Raw genomic sequence first — 12,283 nt, 5'->3', positions numbered from 1 at the left:
CCTAGGACAGCAGGGGATGCGGGAGCCGTCGCCCTGCCGGGGTCCCGACCCGCGCGTCGCCGAGGGTTGCGTCACCGCACCCCGCCTCGATGCGCGACGATGTCGGACGACGAAAGGGAGGACATGACGCTCACACCTCGCGGCCTGGAAAAGGTCGAGACGCTCATCGCCAAGGGGACCTGTGTCCCCAACCCGTGGACGGTGACCATCGACGACGACGTGGACACCGACCGCATCAGCGGTGACGGCGTGACGATCCACCCCGGTTGCCGTATCCGCGGCGCGAAGACCGTGATCTCGGCCGGCGTCGAGCTCGGCCGGGAGGGCCCCGTGGCGGTCGAGGACTGCCGTCTCGGCCCGGGCGTCGCCCTCAAGGGCGGGTACGCCGCCAAGGCGACGTTCCTCGACGGCGCGAACCTCGGCCTCGGGCACCACGTGCGCGAGGGCTGCCTCCTCGAGGAGCAGTCGGGCGGCGCGCACACCGTCGGCCTCAAGCAGACGATCCTCTTCCCCTACGTGACGCTCGGGAGCATCATCAACTTCTGCGACGCGTTCATGGCGGGTGGCACGAGCCGCTCCGACCACAGCGAGGTCGGCTCGTCCTACATCCACTTCAACTTCACGCCCACCGGCGACAAGACGACCCCGTCGCTCTTCGGCGACGTGCCACGCGGAGTCACGCTGCGGGAGAAGCCGATCTTCCTCGGCGGGCAGGGCGGCTCCGTCGGGCCGGTGCAGGTCGGGTACGGCAGCGTCGTCGGTGCCGGGTCGGTGCTCCGCGGCGACGTCCCCGAGGAGGGCCATCTCGTCCTCGACGGCGCGCTCCGGCCGATGCGACGCCCCTACCAGGGCGAGTCGTACCGCCACCTCGCCCCCATGGTGCGCAAGAACCTCGGCTATCTCGCCCAGCTCGACGCCCTCGAGGCCTGGTATCGCCACGCCCGCGCCCCGTTCTTCGAGGCGCAGGAGCTCGGCACGCTCGTCCTCGAGGGGGCGCTCGAGACGATCGCGTCGGCCCGCAAGGAGCGGGCCTCGCGGCTCACGAAGCTCGCGGGCAAGCTCTCCGGCGCCTCCACCCTGCAGACGCGACTCACGGAGAAGGTGGGCGAGGTCGTCGCAGCCTTCGGGCAGGAGACCCCCGCCCCCGAGGCCTCCGTCCTGCGTCCGCTCACCGACGCCGCCTCCGCGGGCACCGGGTACCTCGCGGCCGTCCACGGTCTCGACGACGCGGCCGTCACCGGCGTGCAGCAGTGGCTCACCGGCGTCGTCGAGGGTTCCCTCGGGCGCGCGCACGACCTCCTGCCCGAGCTCACCGACTGACCCGCCACCGGTCCACCCCGCACGGGTGGTCCGAACGACGACCGAAACTCCACCGCCTGCTCGAGACCGGGCCGTTGACCTGCAGCGAGGCGTCCCCACTCCGGGGGCGGGTGAGTTCTGGTTGTCGTTCGAGGAGGTCGGGCCGACCCCACTCGGCAGCGGCTCTCCGCCGACGCCCCGTGCGTCACCTGGACATGTACGGAGCCCGGCAGGCGTGGGAACGCCTGCCGGGGACGCACGACGAACCCGGGTGCCTCACGCGGCGCCCGGGTTCGTGCGTCGTCGGGTCAGGCGCCGCTGAAGGCGGCGTCGCGGGTGCCGACCTTGCGGCCTACGGCGAGGTGACCGCCGAGGAAGCCGCCGACACCGGCGAGGGTCATGCCCCCCGAGGCCGAGGAGGCGGCCGAGCCCGTCTCGGCCGGAGCGGCGTGCCGCCCACGAGCCGAGCTGGAGGAGGGCGGCGCCGCCGTTGACGCCGGCGTGGACGACGCCGACTCGCTTCTCGCGGCGGGGAATCCCGGCGTACTCGGCCCATCCCGTGAGGGCGGCGGGCACGGCGCTCGCGACGCCGAGACCGGTGAGGAGTCGGGCCGCGTCGCGGGAGTCCTCGCCGCCGACGAGATCGAGGGCGAGTGCGCTCATCCACGTCCCCATGGGCATCTCGACGAGCAGCGGGTGTACGGCGTGACCGAGCCACCGGCCGGTGAGCAGACCCGCGACACCGTCGTTCGCGGTGAGCGTGCCGGCCAGGCCGTCGCCGAGGCGGGTGGCGCCGTCGAGGGCAGTGGCGTCCTCGAGGGCGAGCACCGCCGGGGAGAGCGGGCTCTCCGGCGAGGCCGCCGGGCGGGGCAGGGAGGTGGGGGAGATCGGGTCGGTCATCGTCGCGCCTTCCATGAGGACTTGGGGGATCTTCGCCACCCTGACACCGCGGGCCGGGCACCGCCACCGCTGAGGCACGGACCCGCCGCGAGCACCGGTCGTGACGGCCGACGTGACAGCGGTGGCGCGCCGGACCCGACACGGACGTGACCTCGGGGGCCACGACGGTGCTCGCGGCGGCAGGCGGCGCGGGCGGGGCGCCGGCCGTGACGACGGCCGTGACGACGGCCGTGACGACCGTGGCGGCTCCGGCGGCCGCATCGGAGGCGACGTCGGCGACCGCTCCGGCCGCGACGTCGTACGTGAGGGACTGGCACGTGATCCCGGAGACGGCTCCGGCCGCAGCGACGCACGCGACGTCGGACACGTCCGTCGTCCTCGTCCTCGGACGCCTGTCGCGTGCGGGATACGACGATCGGGCACCCGAGGGCGACACGTGTTCAGAACGGTCGTCCTGTTTTCCGGTTCGGAGGGGGATCATGGGCAAGAATGCGAGGTGTCGTGGAGGGACGGCATTCATGAACGCAACTGGGGAACAGGGGAATCACATGAACACGGGGACATCCATGCGTCGGGTCGGGGCCGTGACGCTCGCGGCGGCCACCGCCGCCACGACGTTCGCGGCGGCGCCTGCGCAGGCCGCGACGCAGACCCACCGGGGACACGGACCGAAGGTCGTCTCGCACCACCAGCACAAGCGCCCGTCGCACCGCCCGGCCGCGGGGTTCCGGCCGGTCCACCGCGCCGTGGCGGAGGTCGTCGCCATGACGTCGCCGGCGCGGGGTCAGGTGTGGTTTGTCGAGCGTGCCGGCAACGGCCGGGTCATGCTCGAGCGCAAGGCCGGCAACCGCTGGTCGACGACGCGACTGCCGATCCGCCTCGAGTCCGACGGCAGCGTCAAGATCCACGGCTCCGCCGCGAACGACGTGTGGCTCACCGCCGCCGGTCAGCTGTGGCACTTCGACGGCCGCCGCTGGTCGCGTACGGGCCTCCCGGGTGGGGCCCGCGCCACGACGGTGCACGACGTGCCCGGCCCCGACGTCTACGTCGGCCTCTCGGGCGGTCACGACACGACCGGCATCTTCCGCATGCGCCGCGGCCGCTGGACGTCCCTCGGGCGCCCGGCCGACCTCGACATCGACGCCAAGATCGGCCCGACCTACCGGCCGACCGACCTCACGCAGGCGGGGGGCCGCTGGTTCGCGACGTGGAACCCGATCGCCCACAACGCCACCTACAGCGAGGTCTCGTTCGTTCTCGAGCGGGGTGGCTGGGTCCAGCCGTTCCAGACGCTGTTCAAGGGTGCGGGCGAGTACAACGAGCTGGGAGCCTGGCTCGTCCCGTCCCGCGACGTGCAGGTCTCGCTGGGCAGATCCGCCCGCAGCCTCGGGTCGACTCGCGGCGGACTCTGCAAGGTGTGGATCAAGGGCACCGGTGAGCAGCAGTGCACCACGCGGTGGGCCGTCGGTTCTGCGGCGCTCTTGGCCAACGGCAACATCGTCGTCGGAGGCGACGATTACACGCCGACCGGCAAGCCCGTCGTGCAGGGCACCTTCGGCATCCGCACGAAGGCGGGTGCGGAGAAGCTCGTCGCGGGTGACCCCGGCGACAAGACCCTCGCCATGGCCGTCGAGCCCGGCACGTCGATGGTGTGGGCGGCGACGAAGAAGGGTGGCACGACGACCATTCAGGCTTGGAAGGGCTGACACCCCGCGCCTCGTCACGACGTCGACCGAGGGCCCGCATCCCACCGGGGGTGCGGGCCCTCGCCCGTCTCCCGCCGTTCCCGCCCGTCCCGGGCCGCTCCCACCCGGATGACGTCATCGATGACGTCGTCCGAGGGAGGTGGGGGCGGTCAGTAGGTGGGGGCGTCGGGGTCGACGTCGTGGATCCATTCGAGGATGCCGCCAGGGATGTGGGCGACACGCTCGTACCCGGCGTCGAGGAGGGCGTGCGCGGCGCGTTCGGAGCGCGCGCCGGCCTTGCAGAAGAGGACGATGTCGCGGTCGCGGGGCAGGTGGACCTCCCCGGCGAGGAGCGAACCGAGCGGGACGAGTTCGGCCCCCTCGACGACGACGATCGCGTGTTCGAGGGGTTCGCGCACGTCGACGACGAGGAGATCCTCCTCGCCACGACCGACGGCACGAGCCGCGAGACGCTCGGCGAGGACGCGCGCAGGGACCTCGGGGACGCGGGGGGCGACGTCCGCCTCCTCCGGCGCGGTCGGGGGCAGGCCGCACGAGGCGGCGTAGTCACGGGCGTGGGTGTGCAGGTCGGTGACGGGCACCCGGTCGGGGTCGGGGCGGATCGTGAGCTCCCGCCACGTCGCCGCGAGCGCGTCGTGGACGAGCAGACGTCCCACGAGGGTGCGGCCCGTGCCGGTGATCAGCTTGAGCGCCTCGGTGCCCATCGCGGCGCCGACCGCCGCGCACAGCACCCCCATGACCCCGGCCTCCGCGCACGAGGGCACGAGACGCGGGTCGGGCGGCTCGGGGAAGACGTCGCGGTACACGGGCCCGTGCCCCGCCCAGAACACCGACACCTGCCCGTCGAAGCGGAGGATCGATCCCCACACGCAGGGCTTGCCGGCGATCTCGCACGCGTCGGCGACGAGGTAGCGGGTGGCGAAGTTGTCGGCGCCGTCGAGGACGAGGTCGTAGTCGGCGACGAGGTCGAGGGCGTTCTCGGGGGTGAGACGCACCCGGTGCGGCACGACGGTGACGAGCGGGTTGACCTCCGCGACGGCGTCCCTCGCGGACTCGACCTTGGGACGGCCGACGTCGTCGGTGCCGTGGACGACCTGGCGTTGGAGGTTGGACTCCTCGACGACGTCGTCGTCGACGACCCCGATGGTGCCGACCCCGGCCGCGGCGAGGTAGAGCAGCGCGGGCGAGCCGAGACCACCGGCGCCGAGGACGAGCACGCGGGCGTTCTTGATGCGCCGTTGGCCGAGCTCTCCGATCTGCGGTAGGAGGAGGTGTCGGGCGTACCGACGCTTCTCGGCCTGGGTGAGCTCGAGTGCGGGGGCGACGAGCGGCGGCAGGGCCGCGGACTGCGCGCCGGACGCCGCCGTGGCTCCCGGCGAGGGGGCGGCGCTCACAGGTCGGCCCGGTCGGTCATCGGGGAGGAGGCGAGGGCGTGCTCGCGGCGCGGGATGCGTCCGGCGCGGCGGGCGAGGTACCCGGCCTCGACGGCGTGGGCGAACGCGGCGGCCATCGTCGCCGGGTCCTGCGCCCGGGTGACGGCGCTCGCGAGGAGCACGGCGTCGCAGCCGAGTTCCATCGCGAGCGCGGCCTCCGAGGCGGTGCCGATGCCCGCGTCGAGGACGATGGGCACGCCCGCACGCGACACGATGAGCTCGATGTTGTGCGGGTTGAGGATCCCCAGCCCGGTGCCGATGGGTGCGCCGAGCGGCATGACGGCCGCGGCGCCGAGCTCCTCGAGGCGGAGCGCGGTGACGGGGTCGTCGTTCGTGTACGCGAACACGGTGAAGCCGGCGGCGACGAGCTGCTCGGTGGCGTCGAGGAGTTCGACGACGTCGGGCAGGAGGGTGCGGTCGTCGGCGATGACCTCGAGCTTGACCCAGTTCGTCTCGAGGGCCTCCCGGCCGAGTTCGGCGGTGAGCACGGCCTCGCGAGCCGTGTAACACCCGGCGGTGTTGGGGAGGATCGCGATGTCGAGGCGGCGAAGCATCTCGAAGAGCGACCCCTGCGCCTGAGGGCTGTACCGCCGCAGCGCCACCGTGGTGAGCGCGGTGCGGGAGGCGACGAGGGCCTCCTGGAGACGGTCGAGGCTCGAGAGGCCGCCGGTGCCCATGAGGAGGCGCGACGACAGGCTCACCCCGTCGACGGCGAGGGGCGCGACGAGCGGGTCGGTGGTCGTGCCGGTCATGGCGGTCATCCTCCCTGCACCGCGGTGACGAGTTCGAAGGTGTCTCCGTCGGCGACCTCGGCGTAGGCCCACGCGCCGCGGGGGACGACGACGCCGTCCCGGGCGAGGGCGACGCCGAGACCCTGTCCGGTGGGGCCGCGGCCGTCGTCGCCGATCTCCTTGCCGGTCTCGAGCGCGACGAGGTCACGGCACGTCGCCCCCGCGGGGAGCGAGCGTGGCCGGTCGTTGACGGTGAGGGAGACCTCGCCGAGGTCGGTCATGGCGTGTCCTTTCCGGCGGTGGAGCGGGAGAAGCGGTGGGGGTCGGTGGGCGCGGCGAGCGCGAGGAGGTCGGCGTCGTCGGGCCGGTCCGCCCCCGCGAGGCGACGCAGGTGCGCGGCGACGAGGTCGGCGGTGAGCGGGGCGAGGAGGATCCCGTGGCGGAACAGGCCGGTCGCGACGAGCACCCCCGGCGCGACGGGCCCGACGAGCGGTGCGTTGTCCGGCGTGCCGGGGCGGGCGCGGGCGAGGACCTCCTCGACGGCGAACTCCCGCACGGCGGGCACGAGACGCACCGCGTCGACGAGGAGGTCGTGCACCCCACCGGCGAGGACGCGGCGTTCGTCGTCCTCCCGGGCGGTCGCGCCGAGGAGCACGCGGCCGTCGCCGCGAGGGATGAGGTAGACGGGGCGCCCCTCGACGAGGCCGCGCACGGTGTGGGTGAGGTGGGACGCGAGGTGCGGCGGGGCGATGAGTCGGATCACCTCGCCGTGGACCGGGCGGAGGACGCCGCGCAGGTCGGGGCCCCCAAGGTCATGTGTGAGGTCGTGCGTGAGATCGGCCGCGCCGAGCCCGGCCGCGACGACGACGGCGTCCCCGTCGAGGGTCTCCCCCGAGGCGGTGACGACGTGCGGGCGGCCACCGGCACGCACACGTGTGGCGGCGTCCTCGACGATCCTCACGCCTGCGCCGCGGAGTGCGGTGAGGAGGGCGGCGGCGAGGAGTCGGGGGTCGACCTGGTGGTCGTCGGGGGCGAGGAACGCGCAGGTGAGGCGGGGTCCGAGGAGCGGTTCGAGGCGGCGGGCCTCGCGGGTGGTGAGGGCCTCGATGCGCAGGCCGAGGCGGAGGCAGAGGGCGTGGAGGTCGGCCAGGTGACCGCGGTCGGCGGCGTCGGCGCCGCAGATGAGGGTGCCGGAGGTGACGTACCCCGTCGGGGTGCCCTCGGGCAGGTGGGCGGCGACGTCGGCGACGAACTCCGGGTAGCGCTGCGAGGAGGCGAGGAGGAGGGCGGTGAGGTCGTCCTCGCCGTGGAAGGCCTCGCCGACGGGGGTGAGCATGCCGCCCGCGGCGTGGGTGGCGCCGCCGGCGGGCGCCGGGTCGAGGAGCGTGACCTCGTGCCCGTCGCGGTGCAGCCGCCACGCGGTGGCGAGCCCGATGATGCCCGCGCCGACGACGATGATGCGCATCGTCCCTCCCTCCGACGGTGTGACGCGTATCGGGTTCGGGCGGTCGACGTCGACTCGTCCTCTCAGCCTCGGCGTGAGGCTCCCGCGGAACGCGACTAGCGTACCGAGGCATGACGACGACTTCGCAGGCCGTGCGTGAACGCCTCGCCGCCTCCCGCCTCTACCTCTGCACCGACACCCGCGCGGAGCGGGGCGACCTGCGCGGGTTCGTACGGGCCGCGTTCGCGGGCGGGGTGGACATCGTGCAGATCCGCGAGAAGGGCATCGAGGCCGCGCAGGAGCTCGCCGCGCTCGAGATCGTCGCCGAGGAGGCCCGCGCCGCAGAGGCGCTCGTCGCGGCGAACGACCGGGCCGACGTCGCCGCCCTCGCCGGGGTGGACGTGCTCCACGTCGGGCAGGACGACCTCACGCCCGCGCAGGTGCGGCGGTTCTGCCCGGACGCCGTAGTCGGGCTCTCGACGCACTCACCGGAGCAGCTCGCCGCGGCCCTCGCCGAGCCGGACGTCGACTACTTCTGCACGGGGCCGATCTGGGCGACGCCGACGAAGCCGGGCCGTCCGGGTGTCGGCCTCGACCTCGTCCGCGCCGCAGCAGAATCCGGCACGGAGACGCCGTGGTTCGCGATCGGTGGGGTCTCCCACGAGACGATCGGGGAGGTCGTCGACGCGGGCGCGACTCGTGTCGTCGTCGTCCGCGAGATCACCGAGTCCCACGACCCCGAGGCCGCCGCCCGCCGCCTCCGTCACGTCCTGCCGGACTGACGCGGCGCACGCCGACCGCGTCGTTCGCCGGTGCGGGCCATGCCGCCTCGGTGGTGCGGCCGCCCGGGCGAGGAGCAGCGCGAGGGCGAACGCGAGCAGCGTGACACCGCTGACGAGCACGACGCCGAGGGCCAGGAGGAGGAACGACGAGGGCGCGTCGACCGCGGCGGTCCCGCCGGTCACGGCCGGGGCGAGCGTGACGAGCGCAGCCGTGAGGCACAGCGACACCGCGCTCGCCGCGACGGGTGGAGCACACAAGGGGTCGACCTTCCCCGGTACGCCCAGGCCGCGGCCCGTGGAGCGGGCCGGGGCGTCGGCGCATCGATGGCCGAAGGACGCTCGGCGGTCGACCGGGATCGTTCGACGGGTCGGGGGTCGATTCAGTGGTCGATGTTCTTCTCGAGGACCTCGCCCGTAGCAGCGTCGACGACGACCTCGTGCTCCTTGTCGTTCGCGTCGACGATCTTGATGTCCCAGCCGACGACGTCGGAGCGGACGGCCTTGTGGTCGCGGTCGAGCTCGGCCGACTTCGGCACGCCGGGGACCGCCTTGAGCGCGGCCTCCATCGCCTGCTTCATGTCGACGGTCGCGGCGGCGATGTCCGCCTTGTCGTCCTTGTCGACGCTCTCGTCCTTCGTCTTCTCGACGGTCGTGCCGTCGGTGGCGAGCGTGATCTTCTGGGCCTTCTGGCCGTCGCTCACCGTGACCTCGGGGCTCGTGTCCTCGAAGTCGTACTCGACCGCCTTGCCACCCGCGAGGCTGCCCGTCGCGGTGGCGAGCGCGGTGTAGACGAGGTCGGTCGAGCCCGCGACGTCCTTCTTCACGGGGTTGTTCGTGCCCTGCGCGGACGCGGACTGCGACGGTGCGGGCTCGTTCGTCGCCGTGACGGTCGTCGTCTCGACCGGGGCCGGCTGCTGCTGCGCGGGCTGCTCGTCGTTCGAGCCACACCCGACGAGGGTGGCGCCGAGGACGGTGGCAGCGGCAGCGGCACGGAACGCGCGCCGACGGCCGAGGAACGGGGTCGCCGTGTCGGTACTCATGTCACGCCCTTTCCCCCGGCCTGCCCCCGACAAACTCGTCGATGCCGATGTCACAGGTGCTCTCACGCCGACGCCGCAGGTCAGCGCCCCGAACGCACGAGCCGGGCGATCGCGTCGGAGACCTCCCGGAGCTTGACCTCCTGCTCCTCCCCGCCCTCGCGGGCGGCGGCGACGACGCAGTGCGCCATGTGGTCCTCGAGCAGGCCGAGGGCGACGGACTGCAGCGCGCTCGTCGCCGCCGACACCTGCGTGAGGACGTCGATGCAGTACCGGTCGTCCTCGATCATCTTCGCGATGCCCCGCACCTGACCCTCGATGCGCTTGAGCCGGGCGAGATGGGCCGCCCTGTTCTCGTCGTAGCCGTGCGGGCCCGCGGGTTCGTTCTCGGCGGCCCCGGCGGCGGGCACCTCTGCCGACGCCTCGGGGGCACCGGGCACGTCGCTGGGCACGGCGAAAGGCACGGCGGGGGTGTCGTCGTCAGTGCTCATCGAGGGCTTCGTCCGCCGAGGGCGTGAGGGGGGAGAACGACCGTAGCCGGAGGCTGTTCGCGACGACGAACACCGAGCTGAACGCCATGGCCGCGCCCGCGATCATGGGGTTGAGCAGCCCGAACGCCGCGAGCGGCAGGGCGAGGACGTTGTAGGCGAACGCCCAGAAGAGGTTGACCTTGATCGTGCGGAGCGTCGCGCGGGAGAGGCGGATCGCGTCGGCGACGAGCCGGAGGTCGCCGCGGACGAGCGTGAGGTCGGCGGCCGCGATGGCCGCATCCGTGCCCGTGCCCATCGCGAGGCCGAGGTCGGCCTGCGCGAGCGCCGCGGCGTCGTTGACGCCGTCGCCGACCATCGCGACGACCCGGCCGTGCTCCTGGAGATCGCGGACGACGTCGACCTTGCCCTCGGGGAGGACACCGGCGACGACCTCGTCGATGCCGACCTCGGCGGCGACGGTGCGCGCGACGGTCTCGTTGTCGCCGGTGAGGAGCACGGGCGTGAGGCCGAGGTCGCGGACCATCGCCACCGCCTCCGCGCTCGTCTCCTTGACGGTGTCGGTGACGGTGAGCACCCCGCGGGCGCGGCCGTCCCAGCCGACGACGATCGCCGTGGCCCCGTCGTCGCGGGCACGGCGGAGGGCGGCGTCGACGTCGTCCGGCAGCACGTACCGCGCGTCGAAGAGGAGCTCGGATCGACCGGCGAGGACGTCAAGCTCACGCCCGTCGCGGACGATCCGGCCGCGCACCCCCTGACCGGGGACGTTCTCGAAGCCGTCGACGGGGAGGAGCCCCGAGGGGGAGGCCTCGAGCGCGGCGTCGGCGACGGCGCGGGCGATGGGGTGCTCCGAGGCGTGCTCGAGGCTGCCGGCGACGTGGAGGACGACGTCGGGACCCTCCCCCGCCACCGCGGAGACGCCCGCGAGCGCCATGCGGCCCGTCGTCACCGTGCCGGTCTTGTCGAGGACGACGGTGTCGACGCGGCGGGTCGACTCGAGCACCTCGGGGCCCTTGATGAGGATGCCGAGCTGGGCGCCACGGCCGGTGCCGACGAGCAGCGCCATCGGCGTGGCGAGGCCGAGCGCGCACGGGCACGCGATGATGAGGACGGCGACCGCGGAGGTGAACGCCGCCGCCGCGCCTCCGCCGGTGAGGAGCCAGGCGAGGAGCGTGACGAGCGCGAGGACGAGGACGATCGGCACGAACACGCCGGAGATGCGGTCGGCGAGCCGTTGCACGTCGGCCTTGCCCGACTGGGCGTCCTCGACCATCTTCGCCATGCGGGCGAGCTGGGTGTCGGCGCCGACGCGGGTCGCCCGGACGACGAGACGCCCACCGACGTTGACGGTCGCCCCCGTCACGGCGTCACCCTCGGTGACGTCGACGGGCACGGACTCCCCCGTGAGCATCGAGGCGTCGACGGCGGAAGCGCCGGACTCGACCACACCGTCGGTCGCGATCGTCTCGCCGGGGCGGACGACGAACCGGTCGTCGACGACGAGCGCCGAGACGGGGACGCGCTGCTCGCGTCCGTCACGGAGGACGACGGCCTCCTTGGCACCCATGTCGAAGAGGGCCCGCAGGGCGGCACCCGCGGCGCGACGCGACCGCGCCTCGAAGTAACGACCGCCGAGGAGGAACGTCGTCACCGCGACGGCCGCCTCGAGGTAGATGTTCGACGCGCCGCCGTGGCCGGGGTGGACGGTCATCTCGAAGCCGTGCCGCATGCCCGGCACCCCGGCGTCGCCGAGGAACAGGGCGTACAGCGACCAGCCGAACGCGGCGAGGGTGCCCATCGAGATGAGCGTGTCCATCGTCGTCGCGCCGTGACGCAGGTTGGTGAACGCGGCGCGGTGGAACGGCCACGCCCCCCACACGACGACGGGGGCGGCGAGGGTGAGCGAGAGCCACTGCCAGTACGTGAACTGCCACGCCGGCACCATCGCGAGGACGACGACGGGGATCGACAGCGCGGCGGACACCCACAACCGCTGCCGCAGTGAGGCGAGGTGGGCGTCCTCGGGGGCGGCCGAGTCCGCGGCCGGGTCCGCGGCCGCGGGCGTGTCCGCCGCCGGCGGCGGCGGCAGCGTGGCGCCGTACCCGGCGGCCTCGATCGTCTCGACGAGCGTCTCCGGCGTCACCGTCTCGGCCGGGTAGCTCACCTTCGCCTTCTCGGTGGCGTAGTTGACGCTCGCGGTGACCCCGTCGAGCTTGTTGAGCTTGCGCTGGATGCGGTTGGCGCACGAGGCACACGTCATGCCCGCGACGGCCAGCTCGATGTCCTGGAGCTCGGTCGGCGCACCGTCACCGGGGCGCGTCCCGGCCGTGGTGTCCGTCGTCATACGTCACGTCCTTGCCGGTCGAGAGGGAGCCCGCGAGAGCGGGCGGGGTGCGCCCGGGCCACGTCACAGGAGACGGGCCGGGCACGTGGGACGACGAGGCCCGGCCGTGACGACGGCCG

General features: G+C 73.7%; 11 protein-coding genes. 3 read left to right on the top strand and 8 right to left on the bottom strand.

The features are described from left to right. Positions 1 to 123 precede the first annotated feature (123 nt). On the top strand, positions 124 to 1,320 hold the full coding sequence (locus MOPEL_RS09340; protein ID WP_009482648.1) for a UDP-N-acetylglucosamine pyrophosphorylase: 1,197 nt from the start codon (positions 124 to 126) through the stop codon (positions 1,318 to 1,320). 255 nt (positions 1,321 to 1,575) lie between these two features. Here the strand turns inward: MOPEL_RS09340 and MOPEL_RS09335 are convergent, their stop codons facing one another. After that, positions 1,576 to 2,199, bottom strand: a complete 624-nt coding sequence (locus tag MOPEL_RS09335; RefSeq protein WP_009482647.1) for a DUF2231 domain-containing protein — start codon at positions 2,197 to 2,199, stop codon at positions 1,576 to 1,578. A 548-nt stretch (positions 2,200 to 2,747) separates the two neighbouring features. Here MOPEL_RS09335 and MOPEL_RS09330 point away from each other — a divergent pair. Beyond that, positions 2,748 to 3,905 (top strand): hypothetical protein, encoded by a 1,158-nt coding sequence (locus tag MOPEL_RS09330; protein WP_141631277.1) that lies wholly within the window; start codon positions 2,748 to 2,750, stop codon positions 3,903 to 3,905. A 149-nt stretch (positions 3,906 to 4,054) separates the two neighbouring features. On the opposite strand, the gene moeB is transcribed toward MOPEL_RS09330, so the two are convergent. From moeB to thiO, 4 genes are read right to left on the bottom strand one after another with little or no spacing between them, the layout of a single operon-like run. After that, a complete protein-coding gene (gene moeB, locus MOPEL_RS09325) occupies positions 4,055 to 5,299 on the bottom strand; it encodes a molybdopterin-synthase adenylyltransferase MoeB (RefSeq protein WP_009482645.1) in 1,245 nt (414 codons plus the stop codon). Next, on the bottom strand, positions 5,296 to 6,090 hold the full coding sequence (locus MOPEL_RS09320; RefSeq protein WP_009482644.1) for a thiazole synthase: 795 nt from the start codon (positions 6,088 to 6,090) through the stop codon (positions 5,296 to 5,298). The genes moeB and MOPEL_RS09320 overlap by 4 nt, the downstream gene beginning before the upstream one ends. Positions 6,091 to 6,095: 5 nt before the next feature. Continuing rightward, complete coding sequence (thiS, locus tag MOPEL_RS09315) at positions 6,096 to 6,350, bottom strand: sulfur carrier protein ThiS (RefSeq protein WP_009482643.1); 255 nt, start codon at positions 6,348 to 6,350, stop codon at positions 6,096 to 6,098. Then, positions 6,347 to 7,534, bottom strand: coding sequence for a glycine oxidase ThiO (gene thiO / locus MOPEL_RS09310; RefSeq protein WP_009482642.1), 1,188 nt, complete (start codon positions 7,532 to 7,534; stop codon positions 6,347 to 6,349). The genes thiS and thiO overlap by 4 nt, the downstream gene beginning before the upstream one ends. Positions 7,535 to 7,644: 110 nt before the next feature. Between thiO and thiE the strand changes: the two genes are divergently transcribed. Then, positions 7,645 to 8,295: a thiamine phosphate synthase gene (gene thiE / locus MOPEL_RS09305; RefSeq protein WP_009482641.1), complete on the top strand. Its 651-nt coding sequence runs from the start codon at positions 7,645 to 7,647 to the stop codon at positions 8,293 to 8,295. Between the two features lie 380 nt (positions 8,296 to 8,675). On the opposite strand, the gene MOPEL_RS16005 is transcribed toward thiE, so the two are convergent. From MOPEL_RS16005 to MOPEL_RS09290, 3 genes are all read right to left on the bottom strand, one after another. Then, the gene (locus tag MOPEL_RS16005; protein ID WP_009482640.1) at positions 8,676 to 9,335 is read right to left on the bottom strand and encodes a PepSY domain-containing protein; all 660 of its coding nucleotides are present in this window, start codon (positions 9,333 to 9,335) and stop codon (positions 8,676 to 8,678) included. Positions 9,336 to 9,415: 80 nt separating this feature from the next. Beyond that, the gene (locus MOPEL_RS18750; protein ID WP_009482639.1) at positions 9,416 to 9,823 is read right to left on the bottom strand and encodes a metal-sensitive transcriptional regulator; all 408 of its coding nucleotides are present in this window, start codon (positions 9,821 to 9,823) and stop codon (positions 9,416 to 9,418) included. After that, positions 9,813 to 12,164 (bottom strand): heavy metal translocating P-type ATPase, encoded by a 2,352-nt coding sequence (locus tag MOPEL_RS09290; RefSeq protein WP_009482638.1) that lies wholly within the window; start codon positions 12,162 to 12,164, stop codon positions 9,813 to 9,815. The genes MOPEL_RS18750 and MOPEL_RS09290 overlap by 11 nt, the downstream gene beginning before the upstream one ends. Positions 12,165 to 12,283: the final 119 nt, after the last annotated feature.

It is taken from the genome of Mobilicoccus pelagius NBRC 104925 (assembly GCF_000247995.1).
GTDB lineage: Bacteria > Actinomycetota > Actinomycetes > Actinomycetales > Dermatophilaceae > Mobilicoccus > Mobilicoccus pelagius.
This window is presented reverse-complemented; position numbering and strand designations above follow the sequence as displayed.

Excerpts from the sequence above, each read along its gene's own strand:
- MOPEL_RS09340 (WP_009482648.1), top strand. The coding sequence starts at position 124 with ATGACGCTCACACCTCGCGGCCTGGAAAAGGTCGAGACGCTCATCGCC.
- MOPEL_RS09335 (WP_009482647.1), bottom strand. The coding sequence starts at position 2,199 with ATGACCGACCCGATCTCCCCCACCTCCCTGCCCCGCCCGGCGGCCTCG.
- MOPEL_RS09330 (WP_141631277.1), top strand. The coding sequence starts at position 2,748 with ATGAACACGGGGACATCCATGCGTCGGGTCGGGGCCGTGACGCTCGCG.
- MOPEL_RS09320 (WP_009482644.1), bottom strand. The coding sequence starts at position 6,090 with ATGACCGGCACGACCACCGACCCGCTCGTCGCGCCCCTCGCCGTCGAC.
- thiS (WP_009482643.1), bottom strand. The coding sequence starts at position 6,350 with ATGACCGACCTCGGCGAGGTCTCCCTCACCGTCAACGACCGGCCACGC.
- thiO (WP_009482642.1), bottom strand. The coding sequence starts at position 7,534 with ATGCGCATCATCGTCGTCGGCGCGGGCATCATCGGGCTCGCCACCGCG.
- thiE (WP_009482641.1), top strand. The coding sequence starts at position 7,645 with ATGACGACGACTTCGCAGGCCGTGCGTGAACGCCTCGCCGCCTCCCGC.
- MOPEL_RS16005 (WP_009482640.1), bottom strand. The coding sequence starts at position 9,335 with ATGAGTACCGACACGGCGACCCCGTTCCTCGGCCGTCGGCGCGCGTTC.
- MOPEL_RS18750 (WP_009482639.1), bottom strand. The coding sequence starts at position 9,823 with ATGAGCACTGACGACGACACCCCCGCCGTGCCTTTCGCCGTGCCCAGC.
- MOPEL_RS09290 (WP_009482638.1), bottom strand. The coding sequence starts at position 12,164 with ATGACGACGGACACCACGGCCGGGACGCGCCCCGGTGACGGTGCGCCG.